Annotated in this window: 29 protein-coding genes, 1 tRNA gene and 2 pseudogenes; 20 read left to right on the top strand and 12 right to left on the bottom strand. The window is 63.2% G+C overall.

The annotated features are described in order from the left end of the window. The first annotated feature begins 37 nt into the window (after nucleotides 1–37). The 3 genes from AC0V8S_RS09220 (at nucleotide 38) to AC0V8S_RS09210 (ending at nucleotide 2,985) form a co-directional block, all read left to right on the top strand. Nucleotides 38–874, top strand: coding sequence for a creatininase family protein (locus AC0V8S_RS09220; protein WP_475437479.1), 837 nt, complete (start codon nucleotides 38–40; stop codon nucleotides 872–874). Next, nucleotides 871–2,034, top strand: coding sequence for a YVTN family beta-propeller repeat protein (locus AC0V8S_RS09215; protein ID WP_475437478.1), 1,164 nt, complete (start codon nucleotides 871–873; stop codon nucleotides 2,032–2,034). The genes AC0V8S_RS09220 and AC0V8S_RS09215 overlap by 4 nt, the downstream gene beginning before the upstream one ends. A 315-nt stretch (nucleotides 2,035–2,349) precedes the next feature. Continuing rightward, nucleotides 2,350–2,985 carry a hypothetical protein gene (locus AC0V8S_RS09210; RefSeq protein WP_475437477.1) on the top strand — a complete coding sequence of 212 codons (636 nt, stop codon included), beginning with the start codon at nucleotides 2,350–2,352 and terminating at the stop codon, nucleotides 2,983–2,985. Nucleotides 2,986–3,457: 472 nt separating this feature from the next. Here AC0V8S_RS09210 and AC0V8S_RS09205 read toward each other — a convergent pair whose 3' ends face one another. Continuing rightward, nucleotides 3,458–3,658, bottom strand: a complete 201-nt coding sequence (locus AC0V8S_RS09205; protein ID WP_096450659.1) for a hypothetical protein — start codon at nucleotides 3,656–3,658, stop codon at nucleotides 3,458–3,460. Between the two features lie 77 nt (nucleotides 3,659–3,735). On the opposite strand from AC0V8S_RS09205, the gene AC0V8S_RS09200 reads away from it, so the two are divergent. Beyond that, a complete protein-coding gene (locus AC0V8S_RS09200) occupies nucleotides 3,736–3,894 on the top strand; it encodes a hypothetical protein (protein WP_475437476.1) in 159 nt (52 codons plus the stop codon). Nucleotides 3,895–3,920: 26 nt separating this feature from the next. Here the strand turns inward: AC0V8S_RS09200 and AC0V8S_RS09195 are convergent. After that, nucleotides 3,921–4,005 (bottom strand) — tRNA-Leu (locus AC0V8S_RS09195). A 271-nt stretch (nucleotides 4,006–4,276) separates the two neighbouring features. On the opposite strand from AC0V8S_RS09195, the gene AC0V8S_RS09190 reads away from it, so the two are divergent. Both AC0V8S_RS09190 and AC0V8S_RS09185 read left to right on the top strand, forming a co-directional pair. Continuing rightward, a complete protein-coding gene (locus AC0V8S_RS09190) occupies nucleotides 4,277–4,861 on the top strand; it encodes a YqaA family protein (protein ID WP_095199671.1) in 585 nt (194 codons plus the stop codon). A gap of 80 nt (nucleotides 4,862–4,941) precedes the next feature. Next, nucleotides 4,942–5,460: a disulfide bond formation protein B gene (locus tag AC0V8S_RS09185; protein ID WP_475437475.1), complete on the top strand. Its 519-nt coding sequence runs from the start codon at nucleotides 4,942–4,944 to the stop codon at nucleotides 5,458–5,460. Nucleotides 5,461–5,646: 186 nt separating this feature from the next. Here the strand turns inward: AC0V8S_RS09185 and AC0V8S_RS09180 are convergent, their stop codons facing one another. Together AC0V8S_RS09180 and AC0V8S_RS09175 are read right to left on the bottom strand one after the other, a co-directional pair. Beyond that, on the bottom strand, nucleotides 5,647–6,204 hold the full coding sequence (locus AC0V8S_RS09180) for an HNH endonuclease (RefSeq protein WP_010911702.1): 558 nt from the start codon (nucleotides 6,202–6,204) through the stop codon (nucleotides 5,647–5,649). A 129-nt stretch (nucleotides 6,205–6,333) separates the two neighbouring features. After that, the gene (locus tag AC0V8S_RS09175) at nucleotides 6,334–6,975 is read right to left on the bottom strand and encodes a DNA-3-methyladenine glycosylase family protein (RefSeq protein ID WP_475437474.1); all 642 of its coding nucleotides are present in this window, start codon (nucleotides 6,973–6,975) and stop codon (nucleotides 6,334–6,336) included. 75 nt (nucleotides 6,976–7,050) lie between these two features. Between AC0V8S_RS09175 and gluQRS the strand changes: the two genes are divergently transcribed. Both gluQRS and AC0V8S_RS09165 read left to right on the top strand, forming a co-directional pair. Then, a complete protein-coding gene (gluQRS, locus tag AC0V8S_RS09170) occupies nucleotides 7,051–7,926 on the top strand; it encodes a tRNA glutamyl-Q(34) synthetase GluQRS (RefSeq protein WP_183463453.1) in 876 nt (291 codons plus the stop codon). A gap of 150 nt (nucleotides 7,927–8,076) precedes the next feature. Continuing rightward, complete coding sequence (locus tag AC0V8S_RS09165; protein WP_475437473.1) at nucleotides 8,077–8,991, top strand: DMT family transporter; 915 nt, start codon at nucleotides 8,077–8,079, stop codon at nucleotides 8,989–8,991. A 221-nt stretch (nucleotides 8,992–9,212) separates the two neighbouring features. Here AC0V8S_RS09165 and AC0V8S_RS09160 read toward each other — a convergent pair whose 3' ends face one another. Then, nucleotides 9,213–10,064 (bottom strand): YihY/virulence factor BrkB family protein, encoded by an 852-nt coding sequence (locus AC0V8S_RS09160; protein ID WP_095199676.1) that lies wholly within the window; start codon nucleotides 10,062–10,064, stop codon nucleotides 9,213–9,215. A 58-nt stretch (nucleotides 10,065–10,122) separates the two neighbouring features. Here AC0V8S_RS09160 and AC0V8S_RS09155 point away from each other — a divergent pair, with 58 nt between their 5' ends. From AC0V8S_RS09155 to AC0V8S_RS09125, 7 genes are all read left to right on the top strand, one after another. Next, nucleotides 10,123–10,989, top strand: coding sequence for an SDR family oxidoreductase (locus tag AC0V8S_RS09155; protein ID WP_475437472.1), 867 nt, complete (start codon nucleotides 10,123–10,125; stop codon nucleotides 10,987–10,989). A 25-nt stretch (nucleotides 10,990–11,014) separates the two neighbouring features. Next, on the top strand, nucleotides 11,015–11,206 hold the full coding sequence (locus AC0V8S_RS09150) for a twin transmembrane helix small protein (RefSeq protein WP_027031242.1): 192 nt from the start codon (nucleotides 11,015–11,017) through the stop codon (nucleotides 11,204–11,206). 25 nt (nucleotides 11,207–11,231) lie between these two features. After that, nucleotides 11,232–11,813 (top strand): cob(I)yrinic acid a,c-diamide adenosyltransferase, encoded by a 582-nt coding sequence (locus AC0V8S_RS09145; RefSeq protein ID WP_183463459.1) that lies wholly within the window; start codon nucleotides 11,232–11,234, stop codon nucleotides 11,811–11,813. Between the two features lie 33 nt (nucleotides 11,814–11,846). After that, entirely contained in the window at nucleotides 11,847–12,647 is an 801-nt protein-coding gene (locus tag AC0V8S_RS09140) for a rhomboid family intramembrane serine protease (RefSeq protein WP_475437471.1), read from the top strand. A 235-nt stretch (nucleotides 12,648–12,882) separates the two neighbouring features. Continuing rightward, on the top strand, nucleotides 12,883–13,632 hold the full coding sequence (locus AC0V8S_RS09135; protein ID WP_183459547.1) for an electron transfer flavoprotein subunit beta/FixA family protein: 750 nt from the start codon (nucleotides 12,883–12,885) through the stop codon (nucleotides 13,630–13,632). 20 nt (nucleotides 13,633–13,652) lie between these two features. After that, the gene (locus tag AC0V8S_RS09130) at nucleotides 13,653–14,582 is read left to right on the top strand and encodes an electron transfer flavoprotein subunit alpha/FixB family protein (RefSeq protein ID WP_258589155.1); all 930 of its coding nucleotides are present in this window, start codon (nucleotides 13,653–13,655) and stop codon (nucleotides 14,580–14,582) included. Between the two features lie 116 nt (nucleotides 14,583–14,698). Next, entirely contained in the window at nucleotides 14,699–15,577 is an 879-nt protein-coding gene (locus AC0V8S_RS09125; protein WP_013892834.1) for a 3-hydroxybutyryl-CoA dehydrogenase, read from the top strand. A gap of 26 nt (nucleotides 15,578–15,603) precedes the next feature. On the opposite strand, the gene AC0V8S_RS09120 is transcribed toward AC0V8S_RS09125, so the two are convergent. The 4 genes from AC0V8S_RS09120 to AC0V8S_RS09105 all read right to left on the bottom strand — a co-directional run bounded on the left by AC0V8S_RS09120 (nucleotide 15,604) and on the right by AC0V8S_RS09105 (nucleotide 18,933). Further along, nucleotides 15,604–16,410, bottom strand: coding sequence for a diguanylate cyclase domain-containing protein (locus tag AC0V8S_RS09120; protein WP_475437470.1), 807 nt, complete (start codon nucleotides 16,408–16,410; stop codon nucleotides 15,604–15,606). After that, the gene (locus tag AC0V8S_RS09115; RefSeq protein ID WP_475437469.1) at nucleotides 16,391–17,524 is read right to left on the bottom strand and encodes a PAS domain S-box protein; all 1,134 of its coding nucleotides are present in this window, start codon (nucleotides 17,522–17,524) and stop codon (nucleotides 16,391–16,393) included. The genes AC0V8S_RS09120 and AC0V8S_RS09115 overlap by 20 nt, the downstream gene beginning before the upstream one ends. Nucleotides 17,525–17,741: 217 nt before the next feature. Beyond that, the gene (locus AC0V8S_RS09110) at nucleotides 17,742–18,380 is read right to left on the bottom strand and encodes an NrsF family protein (RefSeq protein WP_183463465.1); all 639 of its coding nucleotides are present in this window, start codon (nucleotides 18,378–18,380) and stop codon (nucleotides 17,742–17,744) included. Between the two features lies 1 nt (nucleotide 18,381). After that, on the bottom strand, nucleotides 18,382–18,933 hold the full coding sequence (locus AC0V8S_RS09105) for a sigma-70 family RNA polymerase sigma factor (protein ID WP_095199684.1): 552 nt from the start codon (nucleotides 18,931–18,933) through the stop codon (nucleotides 18,382–18,384). 320 nt (nucleotides 18,934–19,253) lie between these two features. Here AC0V8S_RS09105 and AC0V8S_RS09100 point away from each other — a divergent pair, with 320 nt between their 5' ends. From AC0V8S_RS09100 to AC0V8S_RS09080, 5 genes and pseudogenes are all read left to right on the top strand, one after another. After that, nucleotides 19,254–20,261 carry an iron ABC transporter substrate-binding protein gene (locus tag AC0V8S_RS09100; RefSeq protein WP_475437468.1) on the top strand — a complete coding sequence of 336 codons (1,008 nt, stop codon included), beginning with the start codon at nucleotides 19,254–19,256 and terminating at the stop codon, nucleotides 20,259–20,261. A 167-nt stretch (nucleotides 20,262–20,428) separates the two neighbouring features. Continuing rightward, entirely contained in the window at nucleotides 20,429–22,009 is a 1,581-nt protein-coding gene (locus AC0V8S_RS09095) for an ABC transporter permease (protein ID WP_475438593.1), read from the top strand. Continuing rightward, nucleotides 22,006–22,302, top strand: a pseudogene (locus AC0V8S_RS09090) (ATP-binding cassette domain-containing protein); the annotation flags it as partial. The gene AC0V8S_RS09095 and the pseudogene AC0V8S_RS09090, both read left to right, overlap by 4 nt. A gap of 1 nt (nucleotide 22,303) precedes the next feature. Next, nucleotides 22,304–22,435 (top strand): annotated as a pseudogene (locus tag AC0V8S_RS09085) (ABC transporter ATP-binding protein); the annotation flags it as partial. Continuing rightward, nucleotides 22,436–23,089 (top strand): ATP-binding cassette domain-containing protein, encoded by a 654-nt coding sequence (locus tag AC0V8S_RS09080; RefSeq protein ID WP_475438773.1) that lies wholly within the window; start codon nucleotides 22,436–22,438, stop codon nucleotides 23,087–23,089. A gap of 104 nt (nucleotides 23,090–23,193) precedes the next feature. Here the strand turns inward: AC0V8S_RS09080 and AC0V8S_RS09075 are convergent, their stop codons facing one another. The 3 genes from AC0V8S_RS09075 to AC0V8S_RS09065 are packed head-to-tail and all read right to left on the bottom strand — an operon-like array spanning nucleotide 23,194 to nucleotide 26,114. After that, entirely contained in the window at nucleotides 23,194–24,294 is a 1,101-nt protein-coding gene (locus AC0V8S_RS09075) for a sn-glycerol-3-phosphate import ATP-binding protein UgpC (RefSeq protein ID WP_183463473.1), read from the bottom strand. 13 nt (nucleotides 24,295–24,307) lie between these two features. After that, complete coding sequence (locus AC0V8S_RS09070) at nucleotides 24,308–25,222, bottom strand: ABC transporter permease subunit (RefSeq protein WP_475437467.1); 915 nt, start codon at nucleotides 25,220–25,222, stop codon at nucleotides 24,308–24,310. A gap of 7 nt (nucleotides 25,223–25,229) precedes the next feature. Beyond that, nucleotides 25,230–26,114 (bottom strand): carbohydrate ABC transporter permease, encoded by an 885-nt coding sequence (locus tag AC0V8S_RS09065; protein ID WP_183463478.1) that lies wholly within the window; start codon nucleotides 26,112–26,114, stop codon nucleotides 25,230–25,232. Between the last annotated feature and the right edge of the window lie 82 nt (nucleotides 26,115–26,196).

The following is a 26,196-nucleotide window of genomic DNA, read 5'->3' as shown; positions in this document are numbered from 1 at the left end:
CATCCGGTCCGGTGCAACGCATCGCCCAGAAGCTGGAATGATCGCACGGCACGGTTTCTCGTTCGCGAGCATCGTCGTCGGCCTTTGGTTTCTGTCGGGTCTTGCCTCGGCGGCCAACGCCGCCAATGCGTCGGTCTTCCTCGAGGACCAGACCTGGACCGAACTGCGCGATCGGATCGACGCCGGGACGACGACGATCATTGTCCCGATAGGTGGCACTGAGCAAAGCGGCCCCGCCATGGCGCTGGGCAAGCACAATGTGCGGGTCAAGTTCCTGGCCGCGGAGATAGCCGGCCAACTTGGCAACGCGTTGGTCGCGCCCGTGATCTCCTATGTTCCGGAAGGAACCATCGATCCGCCGACCGCCCATATGCGGTTTCCCGGCACGATCACCATCAGCGACAAGACTTTCGAGGAACTGCTCGAATCCGCTGCCCGCAGCTTCAAGCTGCATGGCTTCAAGACCATCGTGCTGATCGGCGACCACGGCGGCTATCAGGCCGACGAGCGCCATGTCGCCGATCGCCTGAATGCCGAATGGCGCAAAACCCCGGTCCGGGTGTTTGCGGCGCTCGAATACTATCAGATCACCCAGGGCGCCTATGTCGACAAGCTCCTGTCGGCCGGCGCGACGCAGCCGGAGATCGGAACCCACGCGGGACTGGCCGACACATCGCTCATGCTCGCCATCGATCCTTCCATGGTGCGCAAGGATCGCCTTGTGGCCTCGCCGAAGCTTGATGCCGGCGACGGCGTCTATGGTGGCGATCCGACACGATCGTCAGCCGCGTTTGGCCAGCTCGGCGTAGACCTGATCGTCAACGGAACGACCGAAGCGATCCGCAGCTTCATCGAAAAGCAGCAGCCCAAATGATCAAGGCATATTGGTGGTTCACGAGCCTGTGCGCGCCGCTCGTGTTGTTGTTCGCCTCGGCATCGGCTTCAGCCGGCTCGTGCCCGGAAGATTGCAGCGAGCCGCCGCCCCGCGCTCCGATCAATATCTACAGCCAGACAAGCTCTGACCATTTGAGCCCGGCGACGGCAGGCGCGCTGCCGCGTGTCTATGTTCCGAACCGCTCGTCCAACAGCGTATCGGTCATCGACCCCGTGACCCTCAAGGAGGTCGACAGGTTCCCTGTCGGGAGCAAGCCGCAGCACGTCGTTCCGTCCTGGGATTTGAAGACGCTCTGGGTCGCCAACAACGCCAGCGGCACCAGCAAGGGCAGCGTGACGCCCATCGACCCCAAGACCGCCAAGCCGGGCCACGATATTTCGGTCGATGACCCCTACAACATGTATTTCATGCCGGACGGAAGTTCGGCCGTCATCGTTGATGAAGCCTACCAGCGGCTCGACCTGCGCGATCCGCAGACCATGGCGCTGAAATCGACGATACCGACACCAACCTGCCCCGGTATCAACCACGCCGATTTTTCCGCCGACAATGCCTACGCCATCTTCACCTGCGAATATGGTGATGGCGGCCTGTTGAAGGTGGACCTGAAAAACCAGAAGGTGCTCGGCCACCTCGCTCTGTCGAAAATGGGCATGCCGCAGGACGTCAGGCTCTCCCCCGACGGCAAGGTCTTCTACGTCGCCGACATGATGAACGACGGCGTGTTCCTGATCGACGGAGACAGCTTTTCCGAGATCGGCTTCATCGCCACTGGCATCGGAACGCACGGATTTGTCGTCAGCCGCGACGGGACAAAGCTCTACGTCTCAAACCGCGGCTCGCACAAGATGGAGCAAGGCCGTGCAAAGGGGCCGGGCAGCGTGACCGTCATCGATTTCGCCACCCGATCGGTCGTCGCGCAATGGCCTATACCAGGTGGCGGCAGCCCCGACATGGGCAATGTCAGCGCCGACGGCAGGCAATTGCGGCTGTCCGGCCGCTTCGACAGCGAGGTCTACATGATCGACACCACCTCGGGGGCCGTGACGAAAATCCGGGTCGGCGTCGAGCCTCACGGCCTGACGGTCTGGCCGCAGCCCGGCAGATACTCGCAGGGCCACACCGGTAACATGCGATAGGCATCTCGACCGCGAAGACGCGCGACACAACCGCCTGATGCCGCTCCGTCGTCCAAGGCAATAAAACCGTTCTCATCGAAGAGGTTCTTGCCGCCGCAGCCTCGCGGGTGTGGCCAGACTGCACCGCCGATTTCCGGCCGCGAGCCGTTCGGACAAAGCGGCCCGCACGAATGGCACATCGTCACATAACTTTAATAGCGCGCGCCTAGCTAAATCGCCGCCACACCCCAACGCGCCGCTCGATGCGCCGCCACATCTCGAGGAAAGACCATGCTTTTGCGCACCATCATCGCCCCATTGGGCGTTTGCTTGTCCATGGCCACATCGGCCCTTGCAGCCGACCTGGTCGAAGCCCCGCCACCGGCAGCGCCGACCTGGACGATTGCAATCGAAGGCGACCCGGAATTCTATGCCATCGACAATGGCAGCAACACCGCCCGGTCGCTTGCCGACACCTACTCCAAACTCAGCGTCTCGCACAATTTCGACAATAATTTCGTCGGCGGCATCTTTATCCAGCCGACCTTCAAGACCGGTGGAAAGTCGCAGTACTACGCCGAAGCGAGCCTCGGCTACAAAATCAAGATCTCGGATGCCTTCACCCTGACCCCCAGCCTGGGGCTCGGCTACACCTGGCACGATACAGGCATCATCAAGGATACCGATGCCAACGCGAATGTTCCCTACTACGCCCTGTATCTCGCGGGCGATTGGAAGCTGTCCAAGCAGTGGACCTGGAACGTCTTCAACTTCCGCTACCGAAATGCCTTCAGCACCACCTGGGAGACGCCGAAACTGGCCACCGGCGTGACCTACAACATCGACTCCACCAACGCGGTCTATGCCAGCGTCGGTTATTCCTGGAAGAAGACCGACACGACCTCAGCGCCCTACAACGATCTCGCCGGCGACAAATGGAACATCGGGATCGGCTATAAGCACTCGCTTTGAGCGGATGTGCATGGACGCAGGCCGTTGCTCAGGCGGCGGCCTGCGTCTGAATCCTCTCGGATCCATCCGTGGCCTCATCAAACTTGCCCTGGATCATGAGCAGGCAAGCGTAGACCGGTTCCCAAAACATGGAATGGTGCGCCTGACAGCCTCTGAATCGAATCTACAGCAGTCCTCCTTCGCCAAGGCGTCAGAGGACAATCCTTCGTCTAACAAGCCTTGGATGGCCTGCCATCCGAAACTCGAAGAGCGAAGGATGGTGCCCCTAGCCGGGCCGCCAGATTTGGCCGAAATCAACAACTTGCAAAAAAGTTGGGCAAGTCCACGTGGCCATGATTTGTTGTGTTTTTTCTCCCGCCATTCCCACAAAATTGAGGCGCATCCGGCGCGGCTGAGAACAAAGTGGGCTTGCGCGCTTACCCCTGTCGCGCCATCCTCCGAGTCAAGGCACCGGTCCTGTGCCGCCACCTAGCTACCAGCCAAAGCGGACTATCTGGGAAAGGTCCGCAATGTCGCCATAGATCATCGAACCTTTCACGAGAATGCATTTGTTGCCGAGAACTTTGAAAAGCGGGCTCGACGCAGCGCAAACCGGTCGGTCTTTGTCCTTGGCTTCGGCATAGCCGATGCTGATAGCTAGGACAGCGATAGCAACGAGTGTCGTCTTGCTCATATTTGGCCACCCAAGCCAGCGCGCCTCCGCAGACCGGGAGGTAAGTCGCGAGCCATGCGTCCAAATAGCACTGACGCATGTTGGGCTTCATCCATCAATTGGATGAGGCGGGCTCATTGATGATCCCGCGCTGGACCAGTCCCATTCCATCGAATGAACGGCGCGTCGTCGCCGGTGAAGTTGTCCCACCGGATTCAGGACTTGAAAAAAATGGGGCAAAACAGGCGAAAAACTGAACAAAATCAGTGCCTGAAAAATAGGGTGGTGCCCCTAGCCGGGATCGAACCAGCACTCCTTGCGGAACTCGATTTTGAGTCGAGCGCGTCTACCAATTCCGCCATAGGGGCTCAGGCCGGGCGGCCTGGATGGGCGCGGACTATACGGTCGGAGGCCTGTTCGTCAACTGGCCAATTCTCGAGATCACCGGGATGCGACCAATCTTCGCCTTTTGATTTCGTGGCCGTGCTGCCATTGTGCAGCGCGGAAAATCTTTCTAGACAGGCGGCGCATGCAGCGTGGCGCATCTGAAGGGATGGCCGCGCACGCTTTGGGTCTTGTTTCATCCCTGCCTTTGCCCCAAGCATCCAGCACTTTTGGGCGACACGCATAGGAGAGCCGATGCTTCGCGGACTGTACGACTGGACCTTGTCTCTCGCGGCACGCAAATCCGCCGAATGGTGGCTGGCCTTCATCGCCTTCGTCGAAAGCTCGGTGTTCTTCATTCCGGCCGACGTACTTTTCCTGCCCATGGCGTTGGCGCGGCCCGAACGCGCCTATCGCTACGCGCTGACCGCCACCGTTGCGTCCGTGCTGGGCGGCATTGCCGGCTGGCTGATCGGCTACTATGCCTATGACACGATAGCACGGCCGATCCTGGAACACTTCGGCGGCCTTGCCACGTTCGAGAAGTGGCAGTCGTCCGGCACCGGGCTAATGCTGATGCTGCTCGTCACATCCGGCGTTGCGCACCTGCCGCCGATCAAGGTGGTCACTATTCTGGCCGGGGCGCTTCACATCAATCTTGTTGTCTTCATCGTCTCGGCGATCTTGGCGCGCGGCGCCCGTTTCCTGTTGCTGGCGTGGCTTTTGCGCCGCTACGGCGAGTCGATCCGCGAGTTCATCGAAAAGCGCCTTGGCCTGATCGTCGGCGCCGCCGCGGCTGCCCTGATTTTGCTCTATATCGTCGTCAAATACGCCTTCTGAGGCCCCGTTCAAAACCGGGTAACGGTTTTGAACGGGGCAAGCGGACCTGGCGGGCAGCGAACTCAACGGACGAAAGACCCATGACAGCGACCATGAATGCCGATATCGGACGCCAGCGCACGCGGACCGCCCTGTTTCTCGCCGTCGCCATGGCCGCGACCGTCGGCTCGGCGCTCGGCTTCCAATACATTGGCGGCTATATCCCCTGCCACCTCTGCCTGGAACAGCGCACCCCCTACTATATCGGCGCGCCGCTGATGGTGCTGGCGGTGATTGCATCGATGCTGCGCGCACCGGCCTGGCTGACACGCGGTCTGCTCGGCGTCGGCGGCCTGCTGATGCTCTACGGCCTCTATCTCGGCGTCTACCATTCCGGCGTCGAATGGCAGTGGTGGGCCGGCCCGACCGATTGCACGGCGGGCGCCGGCCCGGTCGACACCGGCGGCAAGGGCGTGCTCGACGCGCTCGACAAATTCGTGCCGCCCTCCTGCGACAAGGCCGCACTGCGCATCCTCGGCCTGTCGCTGGCCGGCTGGAACGCCATCGCCAGCCTTGTCCTGGCCGCCGTCGCCTTCCGCGGCGCGCTTTCCCGCGATTAACCAGCGCGACGCAGAGTTCGTCCAGAAATTCGGCAGGCTGAGTCGGATGGCGCGGCTTTCGGGGTCGACGCAGTCGACGAGCGGAGCGTACTTAAGTACGTGAGCACCGTTCTACTGCGACGCAGTAGAACGGGGAAGCGCAGAAAGCTGCGTCAGGCGGCCAGCATGGCGGATTTCTGCCGAACTCTATGGTTCCAGTTCGACATCCCAGTAGAGATAATCCATCCAGCTTTCATGCAGATGGTTGGGCGGGAACAGGCGGCCATTGTTGTGCAAATCATGCACCGTCGGCTGATAAGGCTTCTGCAGCGGCCACATCTTGGCATGCGCCGGCATCATGCCGCCCTTCCTGAGATTGCAGGGCGAGCATGCGGCGACGACATTCTCCCAGGTCGTCGCACCACCACGATGGCGGGGAATGACGTGGTCGAAGGTCAGGTCGTCAGGCGTGCCGCAATACTGGCACTGGAAGCGGTCGCGCAGGAAAACGTTGAAGCGGGTGAAGGCCGGATGCCTGGACGGCTTCACATAGGCCTTCAGGCTGACCACGCTCGGCAGCTTCATCGAGAAGGTCGGCGAGGACACCGCGTGCTCGTATTCAGCGACGATGTTCACCCGGTCGAGGAATACCGCCTTGATCGCGTCCTGCCAGGACCAGAGCGACAAGGGGTAATAGCTGAGCGGACGGTAATCCGCATTCAGCACCAGCGCTGGAAGCCCATCCGGAGATACGGCAACCGTCACCTTGTTTACCTCCTTGGTTCTAGACCCGAACGGCGCGGATACTGTAAGCCCGACATGACAGGGATGTGAAGCGGATTGTGGTTCGCGCGACGTGCCAAAAAAGCATGATTTTTATGCTTTTTTGCGGATTCAGGCGGGCGGTGCGGCGTCCCTGCCCCTGGTTTCGCGATAATAGGACCAGAAAAGCCGCGATGCGACACCTCGCCACGGGCGCCATGATTCGGCCAATGCGATCAGCGTTTTCTCCGGCGGACGCGGGTCGATGCCGAGCGCATGGCCAACCGCGCTCTGCAAAGCAACGTCACGCGCGGGAAAGATGTCGGGGTGCCCGGCGGCAAACAGAAGGTACACTTCCGCCGTCCACGGACCGATGCCGGGCACCGCCGTCATCGTTGTGATCGCCTCCTGAGCGTCGAGCGAACAGAGGTGATTGAGGTCGAGCCCGTCCGCCACGGCCTGCGCAACCGCGATCAGGCCGCGCTGCTTGGGCCGCGACAGGCCGGCCTCGCGAAACATATCCTCTCCGGCAGCCAGGATCGCCTGCGGCGTCAGCGGATCGACGAGCTTCGTCAGCCGGCCGAAGATGGCGTCGGCGCTCGCCCGCGACACTTGCTGCGAGACGATGATCGAGGCCAGGCTCCTGAAGCCCGGTTCGGAGAGCCGCAGCGGCACCTCTCCGGCCATGCCGCGCACCTTTTCCAGGCGCGGGTCGATGATGCAAAGCGCATCGAGCCCGCGCACAATGTCGTCCAGTGTCGCGATGCGCTGCATGGTATCCTTGTCCGCCAATGTGCAGCAAAGTAGCAACGGCCGAAACCGCCGCACAACCCGATTGCCGCTTGAGACATGACGCTCCTGACATTCCGCTTCGCGCCCAGCCCCAATGGCGACCTGCATCTCGGCCACGCCTATTCGGCGCTGCTCAACCAGAAGCTCGCAGAGGCCAGCAGCGGTCGCCTGCTGCTGCGCATCGAGGATATCGACACCACACGCTGCACGCCGCAATTCGAGGCCGGCGTGCTTGCCGATTTGAAATGGCTGGGCCTTGGCTGGGAAGAGCCGGTGCGCCGCCAGTCCGAGCATTTCGCCGAGTATCAGGCGGTGCTCGACCGGCTGATCCGCGAGGAGCTCGTCTATCCCGCCTTCATGAGCCGTGGCGAGATCAGGGCCTTCATCGCCGACAGCGAAAAGCGCGGGCGTGACTGGCCGCGCGATCCTGACGGCGTGCCGCTCTATCCCCCCGCCGACAAGACGCTGACCGTGAAGGAACGCAAGCGGCGGATCGCTGAAAACGAGCCCTTCGCCTGGCGGCTGGATGTCGATGCCGCCACAGCGCGTGTCGGCAAGGACCTCGCATGGGCAGAATTCAGCGATGAGACGCTATCGGCGACCCGTTCGGTCGAAGCCCGACCGCAGGACTGGGGCGACGTGATCGTGGCGCGCCGCGACATCCCGACGAGCTATCACCTGGCCGTCGTCATGGATGACGCGCTGCAAGGCATCAGCCATGTCGTGCGCGGACAGGATCTGTTTTCCGCAACCGGTGTGCAGCGCCTGCTGCAGGACTTGCTTGGGCTGCCACAACCCGCCTATTTCCACCATCGGCTCATCCTTGGGCCGGACGGGCGAAAACTGTCGAAGAGCCTTGGCGACACCGGCCTTGCCAAGCTGCGCGGGGCCGCCGCGACAGTTGACGACATCAGGCGGATGATTGGACTTTGACCTCTGCGAGGTCGGGAGAACCGGACGTCGGGCGCACCGCCAATTGAAATTCCGTGATGCATGGATCAATCGTTTCGTTTTGCACGCCGGGTTGAACGGGACTAGAGCAGCGCCACGGTCAGTTTCTCACCAGCGTACGGTCTCCGGAAAATGCAGAGCATCAAGCGGTTCATCCCCGCCACCTTCGTCGTCCTGTGGGCGACCGGCTTTATCGGCGCCCGCTACGCCATGCCGTGGGCGGAGCCGTTCACCTTCCTCGCCGCGCGCTTCGTCATAGCGGCGATCCTGCTGGCTGCCCTGATGCCCCTGTTGGGTTCGAAACGTGCCACCCGCAAGGAGGCGCTGCACGCCACCGGCGCCGGCGTGCTGATGCATGGCGTCTATCTCGGCGCCGTCTTCTGGGCCATCCACAGGGGCATGCCGGCCGGGTTTTCGGCCCTGATCGTCGGCCTGCAGCCGCTGATCACCGCGGTGCTTGCCGGCAAGTTCCTTGGCGAGGCGATCTTGCCGCGCCATTGGCTTGGCCTTGGCATCGGCCTGATCGGCATCGTCATCGTGCTGTGGCCAAAACTCGGCGCGCTCGGTGGCGGCGTGACGGCGGCGACGCTGACCGCCTCGCTGGTCTCGGTGCTCGGCATGAGCGCCGGCACCATCTGGCAGAAGCGCTTTGCTTCCGGCGGCGACCTCGTGGCGGCGACCATGTGGCAATATGTCGGCGGCGCCTCGCTGATGATCCTGGCCGCGCTTGCCTTCGAGACACACACGGTCGTCATCAACGGCGAACTGATCTTCGCCATGGCCTGGCTGGTGCTGGTGCTGTCGCTCGGCGCCATCTTCCTGTTGATGGTGATGATCCGCGACGGCGAAATGTCGAAAGTTGCCTCGCTGTTCTACCTGGTGCCGGCGGTAACGGCGATCATCGCCTGGGCTCTGTTCAACGAACAGCTCAACGCGCTGCAGATTGTCGGCATCGCGATCACCACCTTCGGTGTTGGCCTGGCGACGGCGCGGCCGGCCAAGGGAAGAACTGAGGGATTGAAGAGAACTGGAGAATTGAGGAATTGAGGAATTGAGGAATTGAGGAATTGAGGAATTGAGGAATTGAGGAATTGAGGAATTGAGGAATTGAGGAATTGAGGAATTGAGGAATTGAGGAATTGAGGAATTGAGGAATTGAGGAATTGAGGAATTGAGGAAGAAGCACACAGTGCCAGATATGGCCAATCTTCAATTCTTCAATTCTTCAATTCTCCAGTTCCTAATTCCTCATTCCGGCCGGTATCGACTCATCCAACCCGCGCCCGCGCCTCCAGATAACGGCTGATGGCGGCATTGAGCTCGCCGCCGAGGATGAAGATCGCCGAGACGATGTAGAGGAAGACCACCGCGATCATGATCGAGGCCAGCCCTGCATAGGTCGTCACATATGACGAGAAATGATCGAGATAGGTGGCGAACATCGTCGAGCCGATGAGCCATGCCGCCAGCGTGAAGACGATGCCCGGCACCAGCGAGACGAAGCGGCGCTTGCCGGCCGGCAGCCAGTAGTGCACCGAAAACAGCCCACCGATGATGACGGCTGAGGCGATGACGTAGCGCCACAGCGTGATCGTGCCGGTATAGGGCTTTATCCACTCGAAATGGGCTTCCGCCAGTCGCGCCAGCAGAGGCGCGAACACCAGAAGCACGCTGATCGCCAGGAACCCGGCCGTCGCGATCAGCACGAAGAACAGGCTCTGCACGCGGCGATAGATGATCCCACGCGTCTCGGTGACGCGATAGGCGCGGTTGAGCGACGTGCGCAGCGCCTCGATGCCGTTCGAGGCAAAGTAGGCGGCAAGCAGCACGCCGTAGGTCAACAGGTCGGTACGCCTGACGGTCAGCACGTTCAGCACTTCATGCGCGATCGGCTTGGCGATCTGATCCGGCCAGGTGTCGAAGACCAGATGCACGGCCGTGTCGGCAAAGGCCTGCGCGCCGAGGAAGCTGCCCAGTGTCGTGGCGAAGATCAGGAACGGAAACAGCGCCATCAGCGAGGTGATCGCCAGATGGCTGGCCATCGCCCAGCCGTCATCGGTGTTGAAATGGCCGAGCGCGTCGTAGAGCACGCGGCGCAGGGCGACAATATTCCGCAACAAGAACCCGCGTCCCCTTCGATTGTCTCGACGCCGCGAATATGGGAAGTGAATGCGGCAAATGGCAACCCTTGGCGAAACCACGAGTCCGACAGCGCAGGAATTGCGCACCATCATCGTCACCGGCGCCTCGTCCGGCATAGGTGCATATTGCGCCCGGGCACTCAAGGCGGAAGGCTGGCGGGTGTTCGCCACGGCGCGCAAGCCGGAGGACATCGCCGCCCTCGAAAGCGACGGCATCGAGGCCTTCTACCTCGATTACAGCGAACCGGACTCGATCGCTGCCTTGGTGACTTCAGTGCTCGACCGCACCGGCGGCCGGCTGGACGCGCTCTTCAACAACGGCGCCTACGCCCAGGCCGGCGCGGTCGAGGACCTGTCGGCGGCCGCGCTGAAGGAACAGTTCGAGGTCAATTTCTTCGGCTGGCACAACCTGACCAGCCGTCTCGTGCCGGTGATGCGCCGCCAGGGCTGTGGCCGTATCGTCCATTGCTCGTCGATCCTCGGTCTCGTGCCGGTGCGCTTTCGCGGCGCCTATTCGGCATCCAAACATGCGCTCGAGGCCCTGATGCTCTGCCAGCGCCAGGAACTGCAAGGCAGCGGCGTCCATGTTTCGCTGATCGAACCAGGGCCGGTGAAATCGAAGATCGCCAGCAATGGCCTGCCCTGGTTCCTGAAAAACATCGACATCGAGAATTCCGTGCACAGCGCGGACTATGCGGCGCAATTAGAGCGACTGCGCGCCGGCGGCAGCCAGTCGGCGCTGAAGCCTGGGCCGGAAGTGGTCCACAAGGTTCTGCGCCATGCACTTCTGTCGCGGCGCCCGCGCCCGCACTATGTGGTAACAGTGCCGGCTAAGATCGGCGCCGCCCTCAAACGCGTCCTGCCGGCATCGACACTCTACCGCCTGATGGCCAAACGCGCCTGAGCGCGAAACAACTGGAAACGCAACAATGGCAACCGTCTTCAACATCCTCGCCATTCTGGTCATGGCCGCCGTGGTGATCGTGCTGATCCGTGGCCTCATCAACATGATGCGCGGCGGTTCCGGCGTCACCTCGAACAAGCTGATGCAGGCGCGCGTCATGCTGCAGGCCGTGGCGCTGGTGCTGATTCTGCTGGCGGTGTATTTCACCCGCAAGTGAGGGTATCGGCAGCGGGGGAGACGACGTGGTCAAGCTCAACAAGATCTACACCCGCACCGGCGATGACGGCACGACGGGTCTCGGCACCGGTGAGCGGCGGCTGAAATCCGATCTGCGGGTGGAGGCCTACGGCACGGTCGACGAAGCCAATGCCTGCATCGGCATCGCGCGGGTTCACACAGTAGCTAGCCACCCGGCGATCGATGCCATGCTGTCGCGTATCCAGAACGATCTCTTCGACCTCGGCGCCGACCTTGCCGTACCCGACGACGGCAAGCCGCTTGGCTACGAGCCGCTGCGCATCGTGGCGACGCAGACCGACCGCGTCGAAAAGGACATCGATCTTCTCAACAAGGATCTGCAGCCGCTCAAATCCTTCGTGCTCAACGGCGGCACGCCGGCTGCGGCGGCGCTTCATCTCGCCCGCACCGTGGCGCGGCGGGCCGAACGGCTGATGGTGGCGCTGGCGCAAGACCCTGGCGAGCACGTCAACCGCGACGGGCTGAAATACATCAACCGCGTCTCGGATTTCCTGTTTGTCGCCGCCCGGGCGGTCAATGACAATGGAAATGCCGACGTGCTATGGGTTCCCGGCAAGAACCGCTGAACGGACCATAAAGCGGGAGGGGGCCAGGCACGCATGTTCATCCCGCTTTACGACACCAACAGGCTGCGTCATATCCGGCTGCAATATGTGACGATCGGCCTGATCGTGGCCAACGCGCTGGTCTATTGCGCCACGGCACTCGGCGGCGAGAACTTCACCAATGCGGCGGTGCTTGGCCTTGGTTTCATTCCGTCCGTCGTTCACGACACGGCCGAACTCGACCCGCGCTTTGTCATCATCCCGGAAAGCCTGAGCTACCTCACCTATTCCTTCCTGCACGCCGATATCTTCCACCTTGGCGGCAACATGCTGTTCCTGTGGGTGTTCGGCGACAATGTCGAGGACGCGCTCGGCCACATCCGCTACCTGATCTTCTATCTCCTGTGCGCCATCGCCGGCGCCGCCTTCCAGGGCCTCGTCGCGTGGAATTCGCAGGTGCCGCTGATCGGCGCCTCCGGTGCCATCGCCGGCGTGGTCGTTGCTTATCTGATCCTCTATCCCAGGGTGAAGGTCTGGGTGCTGGCCTTTGCCCGCATCCCCTTGCGTATTCCAGCCTTCATCCCGCTCATCCTGTGGGTGCTGTTCCAGGTCTTCATGTTCGCCGCCGGTGGCGAGGACCAGATTTCCTGGGCGTGCCACATCGGCGGCATCATCGCCGGCGCCGTGCTGGTGCTGGTCCTGCGCAGCCGCGGCGTGCCGCTTTTTGCCGGCGCGGACGAGGATACCGAGGCTCCCGCTCCCGACCAGCCGCCAGGTGCTGCCGAACCCGCGGCGCGTGAACCGCCGGCGACCACGACGCGCTGGGGCCGGGGAAACCCTTCTGGCACAAACTGAACCGATTTGAGCCGCTTTCAGCGTATTGACGGCGGGGGTTGGCCAAACTACGGAAACGTCTCCGTCTGAGCCCCAAGGCTGTTAAGGAGCAGTCCAAGACGGGCAAAGACCAGAATTTCCATCCGGCCAGAATTCCGTCTGGCCGGAATTCAGTCAGGAATGTCGGCTTTCGACAACTCAGAAGGGGCGCAAGCTGTTATAGCGCGCCCAACTAGCGTGAAGAGGTGACAGGCAAATGAAGATCCTTGTGCCCGTGAAGCGGGTTGTGGATGCGAACGTCAAGGTTCGCGTGAAGGCTGATGGTTCGGCGGTGGAACTCGCCAACGTCAAGATGGCGATGAACCCGTTCGACGAGATCGCGGTGGAAGAGGCGATCCGGCTGAAGGAAGCCGGCAAGGCCGAAGAAATCATCGTCGTCTCGATCGGCCCGCAGCAGGCGCAGGAAACCTTGCGCACCGCGCTCGCCATGGGCGCCGACCGCGCCATCCTGGTCAAGACCGACGAGCAGACCGAGCCGCTCGGTGTTGCCAAGGTACTGAAGGGTGTCGTCGATGCCGAACAGCCCGGCCTCGTCATCCTCGGCAAGCAGGCGATCGATGACGACTCGAACCAAACCGGCCAGATGCTGGCGGCCCTGCTCGGCTGGGCGCAAGGCACGTTTGCCTCCAAGGTGGTGCTCGACGGCGACAAGGCCAAGGTAACCCGCGAAGTCGACGGCGGCCTGCAGACGGTTGAGCTGAAGATGCCGGCGATCATCACCGCCGATCTTCGCCTCAACCAGCCGCGCTATGCCTCCCTGCCCAACATCATGAAGGCCAAGAAGAAGCAGCTCGACGAAAAGACCCCGGCGGACTACGGCGCCGACGTCAAGCCGCGCCTCAAGGTCATCAAGACCGAAGAGCCAAGCGGCCGCAAGGCAGGCGTCAAGGTCAAGAGCGTCGCCGAACTGGTCGACAAGCTCAAGAACGAAGCCGGCGTGCTCTGAGATCGGAAGGAACAGATAAAATGACCATTCTCCTCATCGCAGAACACGACAACGCCACCCTTTCCGACCAGACCGCCAAGGCGCTCTCGGCGGCCCTGCAGATAGGCTCGGACGTGCATGTGCTGGTGGCCGGCAAGGGCGCCAAGGGTGCGGCCGACGCCGCGGCCAAGCTCAAGGGCGTCAGCAAGGTGCTGCTGGCCGAAGCCGACGAACTCGCCGAGCGCCTCGCCGAACCGACGGCCGCACTGGTCGTGTCGCTCGCCGGCGGCTACGACACCATCATCGCCCCGGCGACCTCGTCGGGCAAGAACGTCGCACCGCGCGTGGCGGCCCTGCTCGATGTCGCGCAGGTGTCCGAGATCATCGAAGTGGTTTCGCCGGACACGTTCAAGCGGCCGATCTATGCCGGCAACGCCATCCAGACCGTGCAGTCGACCGACGCCAAGAAGGTCATCACCGTGCGCACCGCCTCTTTCCAGGCAGCGCCCGAGGGCGGCTCGGCCGCTGTCGAGACCGTCAAGGCGGCGGCCAATCCCGGCCTCTCCACCTTCGTCGAGAACAAGCTGTCGGACACTGACCGTCCGGAACTGACCTCGGCCAAGATCATCATTTCGGGTGGCCGCGCCCTCGGCTCCTCGGAAAAATTCCAGGAGGTCATCCTGCCGGTCGCCGACAAGCTCGGTGCCGCCGTTGGCGCGTCCCGCGCGGCGGTCGATGCCGGCTATGCGCCGAACGACTGGCAGGTCGGCCAGACCGGCAAGGTCGTCGCTCCCGATCTTTACATCGCTGTCGGCATCTCCGGTGCCATTCAGCACCTTGCCGGCATGAAGGATTCCAAGGTTATCGTCGCCATCAACAAGGACGAAGAGGCGCCGATCTTCCAGGTCGCCGACTATGGTCTTGTCGGCGATCTCTTCGTCATTCTGCCGGAGTTGCAGAAGGCGCTTTGACGCTCTCTGCCAAAGCGTATTAAATGCTTGGGGTGGGGTAGACGAAGTCGCCCCGCCCTTTTAGTTTGCACCGCACAAAAAGCAGGCTGCAAAAGCCTTTGGACGGGATCGGTGTAATGAGCAAGATCGAGACGATCGGCATCATCGGCGCAGGCCAGATGGGCGGGGGTATCGCCCATGTCTCCGCGCTTTCGGGCTACAAGGTGCTGATCTACGACATATCGCCCGACCGCATCGAGAAGGGCATCGCCACCATCAGCGGCAACATGGCCCGCCAGGTGGGCTCCGGCAAGCTTGACGAGAAGCTGCGCAACCAGGCGATGGCGCGCATTGCCTCGGCACCGGCGATGGCAGATCTTGCCGGCGCCGATCTGGTGATCGAGGCAGCGACCGAGGACGAGACGGTCAAGCGCAAAATCTACGCCCAGCTCTGTCCGCAGCTCAACCCCGAAGCCATACTGGCGACCAACACCTCGTCGATCTCGATCACCCGGCTTGCCGCGCAGACCGACCGGCCGGAGCGCTTCATCGGCATACATTTCATGAACCCGGTACCGCTGATGAAGCTGGTCGAGCTGGTGCGCGGCATCGCCACCGAGGACCAGACCTTCGAAGCGGCGAAGACCTATGTGAAGCAGCTCGACAAGACGATCACGGTCTCGGAGGATTTCCCGGCCTTCATCGTCAACCGCATCCTGCTGCCGATGATCAACGAGGCGATCTACACGCTCTATGAGGGTGTCGGCTCGGTCGATGCCATCGACACCGCCATGCGGCTCGGCGCCAACCATCCGATGGGACCGCTGCAGCTGGCCGACTTCATCGGCCTCGACACCTGCCTGTCGATCATGCAGGTGCTGCATGACGGGCTGTCGGATTCGAAGTACCGCCCCTGCCCGTTGCTGGTGAAGTATGTCGAGGCCGGCTGGCTCGGCCGCAAGACCGGGCGCGGTTTCTACGACTATCGCGGCGAGCACCCCGTTCCGACGCGCTGAACCGGACGACCCTGCCCGGCCTTCCCTTAGGACGCGGCGGCAAGCGGCGCGGGCGGTTCTGACCTGTCGTCGGTGATCCTGTCATCCGGCGCCACCGAAACGCACCCACGGCCGGCGGCCTTGGCCGCATAGCAGGCGGCGTCGGCCTTTGCGATGATCTCGTCGACTTCACCGCAATTGGCGCAGATTGCCGCCAGGCCGATGCTGGCGCCGATCGCATGCGGCCGGCCGTCCCAGGTGAAGTTCAGCCCGGCTATCGCATCGATGATGGAGCGCGCCGCGATCCTGGCACCGGCGGTCGAACCCGATTTCAGGATGACAGCGAATTCGTCGCCACCCAGCCGCGCGACAATGTCCTCGGGCCCAAGCACTTCGCGCACGGCCTCGGCGACCCGCTTCAGCAAGGCGTCGCCGGCGGCGTGACCACCGGTGTCATTGACCAGTTTGAAATGGTCGAGGTCGATGAACATGAACTGATGGCCGCTCCCGGCCGTCGTGCCGTCCTTGCGCGCCTGATCGACCAATCCCTCCATGGTGCGGATGAAGCTCGAGCGATTGGCAAGGCCGGTCAGCGCATCATGCGCCGCGGCGTGGGCAAGCTGGCGCTGCAGGGCGCGCGCGTCGGTGAAGTCCTGGAAGACGATGACCAGCCCGCAGAATTCGTGGCGCTCATTCATGATCGGCGACACGACCTGGCGGATGCTGCAGCGTGTGTCGTCGCGGCGGATCAGCACGGCGCGGCTGTTCTGGTCGGAGGGCGCCTCCGCGCCGATCGCCGGCCGCGTCACCCCGATCCTGTGACCTGTCTCCTCGTCAACCGCCCAGATAGACATGGCCGAGCGTCTTGCCGAGCGCCGCCTCGCCGGAAACGCCGGTCAGCTTCTCGGCAACCGGGTTCATGAAGGTGACGCGGTTGGCCGCATCGGTGCAGATGACGGCATCACCGATCGACTGCAGCGTCACCCTCAGCCGCTCCTTCTCGTCGGCCAGCATTGCCGCCGACAGGGTCAGGCGCTCTTCGGCCTCCTTGCGCCGGGTGATGTCGGTCAGGCTGCCGATGGCCCTGATCAGGCGCCCGTCACCGTCGCGCTCGATGGCCTTGCCGCGGTCGAGGATCCAGACCCAGCGGCCATCCTTGTGGCGCATCCTGAACTCGGCCTCGAAAAACTCCGTCTTGCCGGCAAGATGCTCGCGATCCGCATCGGCGACAGTCTCGCGGTCGTCGGGATGGATCATGGTCAGCCAGCGGTCCGGATCGCCGTCGAGTTCGCCATCCGCATAACCCAGCATCTTAACCCAGGTCGACGAGTAAGTCGTGCCGCCCTTGCGCACGTCAAGATCCCAGACGCCCTGGCCGGCGCCGGCCAGCGCGAAATTCCAGCGCGTTTCGGCTTCGGCAATGCGCGCCTCGGCCAGCTTGCGCGCGTCGATGTCCTCGATCTGTGAGACGAGATAGAGCGGGCGCCCGTTTTTCTCGTCGCGAATGACGGAGCCGGCGAGATGCGCCCAGACAGCTGTGCCGTCCTTCTTGAGGTAACGCTTTTCGAACTGGAAGGCGTTGACCGTGCCCGCTTTGATGCCCTCCATGGTTTCCCGCCCGATATGCTGGTCGTCAGGATGGGTGATCTGGAAAAAGGTCAGCGCCTCGATCTCTTCGCTGCTGTAGCCAAGCATCGAGGCGAAGGCCGGATTGGTTTCGAGTATACGCCCGTTCAGCCCGACAATGGCGATGCCGATAGCCGAATCCTGCATGGCCCGGCGAAAGCGCTGCTCGCTTTGCGCGATCTGCCGCCGGTCGGCGGAGATGCGAACGACAAACAGCCCGGCGAGGAAAAGCGCGCCGCCCGCAATGGCGACCGATATCTGAAGACAGAGCCTGAGTGCCTCGGCGCCAAGGTCCAGCCGCGACAGCATGACCGAGGCCACCGCAACAGCGAGGCCAGCCACAAGCAACGCCGGCGCTGCATGTTTGTGGAGCCTGATGGGTCCTGGTAATCTCACGATCCGTGCCACCCCCGTGGGCAATCGCTTTTTCCCGTTAAAACCTTGAAGGATCGATTTTAAGGAAAGGTTGCGTCTGGGGTACTGGTGACATGGACAACCGGCAAACAATTGCCGGCATGATTAAGGATCGGTATTCGCGGGTGTAGCCGCCGGTATCCTGCTACCAGCGCACGAACAACCGCCCGCCCAGCGCACCAAGCAAGGCAAGCGCTGCGATCGCGATCGTGTACCAGGTGGCGACGAAAAGCGGCGAATCGTCGAAACAATGCGCGGCATAGAAGGTCGCCGCCAGCCCGCCGGCGAGCAGGCCCGCGACCGCGCCGGCAAGCACCGGCCGCGTCGGCGCGCCATAGCGCAGCATCCACAGGAAGACGGCCAGCGGGCCGATGCCGATCAGCGGGATGAAGCCCATGCAGATCATCATGTTGGAACCGACCATGCGCGTGCCCCACAACGCCTCCGGCACCATGAAGAGTTCCAGCACCACCGCCACGGCCACCAGCACGGGCGCGGCCAGCATCCCTGCCATCGCCCAACGTGTCGAAGCCCCCGGCGTTGACAAAGCGCGGATCAGGGCGAAGGCGCTGACGGCCAGCACGATGGTGAAAACGAACTTGGAGAGGAAGCGCATCGTGTGCGCGGCCACCATGAAGTCCGGGCGCGGGCCGATCGTCAGCAGGAAAACGACTGCCGCGATGACAATGGCCGCGCCGGCAGCCAGCCACCAGGCCGAGCGCAATGGCATCGCCTTGCTGCTTGCATCGGCGTCGAGCGCCTTGATGAGATCCTCGGTCCTCATGTCATTCCCGCCCAAATCGGCCCTGCCCGAATCGCTTGGCTATGGCGGCAAGCCCACGATGCAGCGACACACGCACCGCCGTCTCGCTGATGCCGAACTTCGCTGCCGTTTCGCCGATCGAGCGGCCTTCCACCGATACGGCCGACACCACCGAGCGCTGCGCCGGCGGCAACCCGTCCAGGGCCCGGTTGATGTCGCGCTCGCTGACGGTTTCGGTCTCCGGCTCGGCGAAGGTCTCGGCGATATCGTCGACATCGATTTCGATGCGTCGTCCACGCCGCCGGAACGCATCGATCAGCTTGAAGCGGGCAATGGCATAGATCCACGGCAGCACCGGCGCGTCCTGGCGCCAAGTATGCCGTTTCACATGAATGGCCAGCAAGGTTTCCTGCACGACATCCTCGGGATCGACCCCGCCCTGCACGATCTTGCGCCGGACAAAACCGCGCACCAGCGCGGCAATCCGGTGCAGAAAGTCGGCGTAGGCCCTTTCATCTCCCGCGATCGCGGCCCGCAACAGCCGGGAAAGCTCGGCCTCGTCCTTGCCGCTCACAAGAGTTCACTCCCCCGATTTTCGTGTCTCGGCACTGATTTGTTACGTGGCCGTCGAAATAATGTCCAAGCCAAACTACGGGCAAGTCACGAAAGTTTGCGGGTTCCTGAAGGCGCCGCCGCATATCGGGTCACCTTACAGGCCTTGCGATCCCGTTTCGCGAGAAACCGTCGGTTCAGACCGCCATCACATGGAATTGTCCGCTTTGCGTTGACCTTTGCGCCTCAGCGACCGATTGAAGCAGACCAACAATGTTGACTATGCCTGTCAGGTATCGATAGGTGCAACGTGCAAAGACCAACGATATCGAGGATGACGCCATGAAATTCACCCTTTCCGCCCTTGCTGGTGCCGCCGCACTTGCAATCAGCCTGGCTGCCGGTCCGGCGATGGCCGAGGACGCCGGCATCATCGTCTACAACGCCCAGCACGAAAGCTTGGCCAAGGAATGGGCCGAAGGCTTCACCAAGGAAACCGGCATCAAGGTCACGCTGCGCAATGGCGGCGACAGCGACTTCTCCAACCAGATCGTCGCCGAAGGAGCCGCCTCGCCCGCCGACGTGTTCCTGACCGAAAACTCGCCAGCCATGGTGCTGGTCGAGAATGCCGGCCTGTTCGCGCCGGTCGATGCAGACACGCTGGCCCAGGTACCGCAGGACTACCAGGCCGCCAGCGGCAAATGGGTGGGCGTGGCCGCGCGCAGCACCGTCTTTGTCTACAACACGACCAAGCTCAAGGCCGACCAGTTGCCCAAGTCGCTGCTCGACCTCGCCGATCCGAGCTGGAAGGGCCGTTGGGCGGCCTCGCCCTCGGGCGCCGATTTCCAGGCCATCGTCAGCGCGTTGCTGCAGCTCAAGGGTGAGGCCGCCACGGCGGACTGGCTGAAGGCCATGAAGACAAACTTCACCGCCTACAAGGGCAACAGTACCGTGATGAAGGCGGTCAACGCCGGCGAGATCGAAGGCGGGGTGATCTACCACTATTACTACTTTGGCGATCAGGCCAAGACCGGCGAGAACAGCAAGCACGTTGCGCTGCACTATTTCAAGAACCAGGATCCGGGCGCATTCGTCTCGGTCTCGGGTGGCGGCGTGCTCGCCTCGAGCAAGCATCCGAAGGAGGCCCAGGCCTTCCTGAAGTGGGTGACCGGCAAGGGCGGCCAGGACGTGCTGAAGAACGGAAACTCCTTCGAATACGCCGTCGGCAAGGGTGCCGGGTCCAACCCGAAGCTGGTGCCGCTGGTCGATCTGCAGGCACCGAAGGTCGACCCCACGACGCTGAACTCCAAGAAGGTCACCGACCTGATGACGGCAGCCGGCTTGCTTTAGTTGCTGTTCGTCCTGATAAGGACGTCAGACCGTGCTCCCGCGGGACTTCCGCGGGAGCGTTTTGTTTTCGAGATGGCATTCGTCGATGACGACACGCTGCGTTCCTGACCGCGATCGCGGTTCTTCAATTGCTGCCGCTGGACGGCAGCGGCACGGCGTCTGACCTGATGCAGTCCGCCGTCGATCTCACGCGCTCGGGCCTGCCGCCGAAGATGCGCAGAAGGCCGCAGCGGCGCGCGGCGCCCTGGCTTGTCACTGCCGCTGTTCTCGTCTCGCTGCTCGCCCTTGTGCCGCTCGCCTTCATCATCTGGATCGCGGTGCAGACCGGTTGGGAGACTGTCTCCGCACTGGTCTTCCGGCCGCGCGTCGGCGAGCTGCTGGTCAACACCACCTTGCTGGAGCTGCTGGCCGTGCCGATCGCCATCGTGCTGTCGGTCGCACTGGCCTGGCTGACCGAGCGCAGCGACCTGCCCGGCGCCAGGCTGTGGGCCTGGCTGTGCGTGGCGCCGCTCGCCATTCCCGCCTTCGTCCACTCCTATGCCTGGATCACCATGGTGCCGGGGCTGCACGGACTGTGGGCCGGCGTGCTGGTGTCCGTGATCGCCTATTTCCCCTTCCTCTATCTGCCCATATCGGCGGCGCTGCGCCGTCTCGATCCGGCCCTGGAGGACGCGGCCGCCGCCCTTGGCCTTGGGCCTTGGCGCGTGTTCTGGCGTGTCGTGGTGCCGCAGCTCAGGCTCGCCATCTGCGGCGGCTCGCTGCTGGTCGGACTGCATCTGCTCGCCGAATACGGCCTCTACGTCTTCATCCGCTTCGACACCTTTACCACCGCGATCGTCGACCAGTTCCAGTCGACCTTCAACGGACCGGCAGCCAACATGTTGGCCGGCGTGCTGGTGACCTGCTGCTTCGTCCTTCTGGGCCTCGAAGTGCTGGTGCGCGGCGAGGAGCGTTATGCCCGTGTCGGCTCCGGCGCGGCGCGCTACCAGCAACGCACAAACCTCGGCCGCGCCACCGTTCCGAGCCTGGCCTTGCTTGTCGTCACCACGCTGCTGGCGCTTGGCGTGCCATTCGCGACCATCGGCCGCTGGCTCGTCGCCGGCGGCGCCGAGGTCTGGCGTCTCGACGAGATCGGCCTTGCGCTCGGCCAGACGCTGTTCCTGGCGCTCGCCGGAGCACTGCTCGCCACTGTCGCCGCCATGCCGATGGCGTGGATCTCGATCCGCGCGCCGGGACCGTTGCAGCGCCTGCTGGAGGGTTGCAACTACATCGTCGGCTCGCTACCGGGTGTCGTCATCGCACTGGCGCTGGTCACCATCACCGTGCGCATTGCCCTGCCGCTCTATCAGACGCTGTTCACCATCCTGGTCGCCTATGCACTCATGTTCCTGCCGCGAGCCCTGGTCAGCCTGCGCGCCTCGATCGCCCAGGCCCCGGTCGAACTTGAGCGCGCCGCGTCCAGCCTTGGCCGGCGTCCGCTCAACGCGCTGTGGTCGACGACCATCCGCCTGTCGGCGCCGGGTGCCGCGGCCGGCATGGCGCTGGTGGCGCTCGGCATCATGAACGAACTGACCGCGACCCAGATGCTGGCGCCGAACGGCACCCGCACGCTGGCGATGGCGTTCTGGTCGTACAGCGGCGAGATCGACTACGCCTCGGCGGCGCCTTACGCCTTCATCATGGTGGCGATGTCGCTGCCGCTGACCTGGCTGCTCTATATCCAGTCGAAACGGATGGCTGGACGATGAGCTTTCTCGAAATCAGCGGCCTGCACAAGCATTACGGCCCGGTCGCAGCCCTGGCCGGCGTCGACCTCAATGTCGCCAGCGGCAGCCGGACCGCAATTGTTGGCCCCTCCGGCTGCGGCAAGACGACCTTACTGCGGCTGATCGCCGGCTTCGAGGCACCTGACCAGGGCCGCATCGTGCTCGACGGTGAGGTGCTGGCCAATGGCGGCGCCGCTGTCCCGGCGCATCGCCGCGGCATCGGTGTGGTGGCGCAGGACGGCGCGCTGTTCCCGCATCTGACCATCGCGGACAGATATCGGTTTCGGCCTGGGCCGCAGCGAGGACAAGCGCACCGAGCGTATCGTCGAACTCGCCTATATCGTCGGGCTGGACAAGGCGATCCTCAAGCGCCGCCCGCACGAACTCTCCGGCGGCCAGCAGCAGCGCGTGGCGCTCGCCCGCGCCATGGCGATGAAGCCGAGGCTGATGCTGCTCGACGAGCCGTTCTCGGCCTTGGATACCGGCCTGCGCGCCTCGATGCGCAAGGCGGTTGCCGAACTTCTGGAGGCGGCCGGCATCACCACCATCCTGGTGACGCATGACCAGGCCGAGGCGCTGTCCTTCGCTGCCCAGGTGGCGGTGATGCGCGACGGCATATTCTCGCAGGTCGGCACGCCGCGCGATCTCTACCTCAAGCCGAAGGACAGGATGATCGCCGAGTTCCTCGGTGATGCCATCATCCTGCCGGCGAGCATCTCTGGCGGCTTCGCCAGTTCGCCGCTCGGCCGCATCGCCGTCGACACCAATGACAGCCGCGATATCGCCCGCATCATGCTGCGGCCGGAGCAGATCGGGCTGAAACGGACATCGCGCGAGGGCATGTCGGGCACCCCCGACATGCTGTTCGGCGAGGTGACGGAATCGGAATTCGCCGGCGCGACATGCACGGTCGCGGTGCGGCTCCTGAACAATGCCGATCCGCCGGACGCGGCCGCGATCGGCAACACGCCGCTGATCCTGCGCAAATCCGGCATGGATGCGCCGGCGGTCGGCGAGATCGTGCGGCTCACCGTGTCGGGCAAGGCGCATGTGTTCGCTTGAAGGCCCGACGGCGCTGCGCCCGGCATGCAGTGGCGAGATCACGCGATGATGCGTTTTTCGGATTCGGCCGAGTAGATCGGCCACTGCTCAGCGAGGCTTGAGAATCAGAGCGCCGGCTCGGGTACGGACGCCTTGAAGACATCGAGGCGGCTTCCCGTTTCCGACGAGAAGAAATGCATGTCCTGCGGCGAAAACTTCAGGCCGACCGGGCTGCCGGGCTCGGCGTGGATGGCCTCCGACGTCATCACCGAAAACGGTGCGCCGTCGAGATCGACATAGATGACCCGGCCCGCGCCCAGTTCCTCGACCAGGTCGACAGTCGCATTGAGCGCGCCCGCCGTGTTCGGCGCCACCAGGCGGACGGCTTCCGGCCGGATGCCCATCGCGACCTTGGTGCCGACCGGCAGGCCGGCGCGTGTCATGGCCAGGCGCCGGCTGCCGCCGAGCAGCGACAGCCCGTCGAGTTCGACCGTGCCTTCGAGAATGTTCATGGCCGGCGCGCCGACGAAGGTGGCGACGAAGCGGCTGGCAGGCCGGGTATAGATCTCACCTGGTGTGCCAACCTGCTCGACCCGGCCGCCATTCATCACCACCAGCCGGTCGGCGAGCGTCATCGCCTCGACCTGGTCGTGGGTGACGAAGACGGACGTGGCGTTCAGCCGGCGGTGCAGCTTGCGGATTTCCGAGCGCATCTGCACGCGCAGTTTGGCATCGAGGTTGGACAGCGGCTCGTCGAACAGGAACACCTTCGGCTCGCGGATCATGGCGCGGCCCATGGCGACGCGCTGTCTTTGCCCGCCGGAAAGCGCCATCGGCTTGCGGTCGAGCAGGTGTTCGAGCTCAAGCGTACGCGCGACCGCCTGGATGCGCTGGGTGCGCTCGGCCGAGGGAACGCCGGCGACCTTGAGCGAATAGCCGATGTTCTGTGCCACGCTCATATGCGGGTAAAGCGCGTAGTTCTGGAACACCATGGCGCAGCCGCGCTCGCGTGGTTCCAGCTTGTTGACTACCGTGCCGTCGATGGCGATCGTGCCGCCGGAAATGTCCTCAAGCCCGGCGATCATGCGCAGCAGCGTGGACTTGCCGCAGCCCGACGGTCCCAGGATGACGACGAATTCGCCCGAGGCGAAGTCGAGGTCGACGCCGTGCACGACCTGCGTCTTGGCGTAATTCTTCTTGACGCCGCGAATGGTGATGGAGGCCATTTTTTGTCTCCTGTTATTTCTCGGTGGCGATCAGGCCACGCACGATCCAGCGTTGCATGAGCACCACGACAAGCAGTGGCGGCAGCATGACGATCAGCGTGCCGGCCATGGCAATGTGCCATTCGGGAGTGCCGCCGACATTGGGGATCAGCTGTTTGAGCTCGGTGACCGCCATCGCATGCGACTGGTCGGTGGTGATGAGCAGCGGCCACAGATACTGGTTCCAGGCCCACAGGAACATGATGGTGCCGAGCGCCGCCATGTTGTTGCGTGAGAGCGGCAAAAGCACATCGATGAAGAAACGCAGTGGCCCTGCACCGTCCATGCGTGCGGCCTCGGTCAGTTCATCCGGCACGGTGAGGAAGAACTGCCGGTATAGGAACGTGCCGGTGGCAGTGGCGACCAATGGCAGTATCAGGCCGGGGTAGGAATTGAGCAGCCCGAAGCTGAGCGAGACCTGCACGCCCGACAGCTTCTCGATCAGCCAGCTCAAGCCTGTCACGTCGAGAATGGCCTGATAGGGCGACAGCACATTGGCGACGACCGCGTAGGTCGGCACGATGCGCACTTCCAGCGGCAGCATCAGGGTGACGAAGATCAGCCAGAAGATGAACATCCGGCCGGGAAAGCGGAAATAGACGATCGAGAAGGCGGTGAGCGCCGAAATGATCACTTTGCCCGCCGCCACGCCGCCGGCGACGATGAAGCTGTTGAGCAGCTTGGGGCCGAGACCGGCCGTCACCCACGCAGTCTTGATGTTGACCCAGAAGTCGCTGCCCGGCAGCAGCGACATCGGCACATCGTTGACATCCCTCAAATTGTGCGACGCGGCGATGGCGACGACCACGAACGGCGCGACGCAGAAGACAAAACCGACGAACAGGATCAGATGCGTGAAGAAATTGAGGAATGGGGTGCGCTCTACCATGTCATCCTCACCCGTAATGCACGCGCCGCTCGATGAAGCGGAACTGGAAGATGGTGAGCACGATGATGAGCAGCATCAGGATGATGCTCTGCGCGGCGGCACCCGAATAATCCAAACCTTTGAAGCCGTCGGAATAGATCTTGTAGACCATCAGATTGGTCGCGTTCGCCGGGCCGCCTGATGTCATGATGTCGACGATGCCGAAGGAATCCTGGAAGCTTTCGGTGATGTTGATGACCAAAAGGAAGAAGATCGTCGGCGTGATCAGCGGGAACTGGATGTCCCAGAAACGCCTGATGACGCCCGAACCGTCCATTGCGGCGGCCTCGATCAGCGAGCGGGGTATGGCTTGGAACGCGGCCAGGAAGAAGATGAAGTTGTAGCCGACATATTTCCAGGAGAAGGCGACGATAATCGACGCCATGGCATCCGCGCCATCGAGACCCGGATCCCAGATCCCCGGCCACATCCGGTTGATGGCGGAAAGGAACCCCGCCTCCGGCGCCAGGATGAAGCGGAACGCCAGCGCCAGCGCCGGTGCGGCGATGCCGTAGGGCCAGATCAGCACCACGCGATAGAGACGCGAGCCGGCGAGCTGCCGATCGGTCAGGGCGGCGAGCACCAGCGCGATGAACATCGCAAGCCCGGTGCTGATGCCGGCAAAGACAAGACTGGCGGTAATCGAATTCCAGTAGTCGGCGTTGGCCAGGATCGAGCGGAAATTGTCGAGCCCGACCCAGATGTTGCCGCCGCCCCAGGGCTGCTGCAGCGTCAGCGACCAGTACACGGCCTGGCCGGCCGGCCAGTAGAAGAACGTGAAGATCAGGAGGAGCTGCGGCACCGCGAAAAGGATGCCGATTGTCCAACTGCTGAAGGTGACGCGTTTTTCCATCGGTCCGCCGATGCCGCTGAACGGCCAGTCACGTTTGCATTAAATACGCGAAACAACTGCCCGTCGACCCGAAGCATGAGTC

Source organism: Mesorhizobium oxytropidicola (assembly GCF_056174625.1).
Note: the sequence above shows the minus strand (reverse complement) of the source record. Positions and strands in the feature narration are given on the sequence as shown.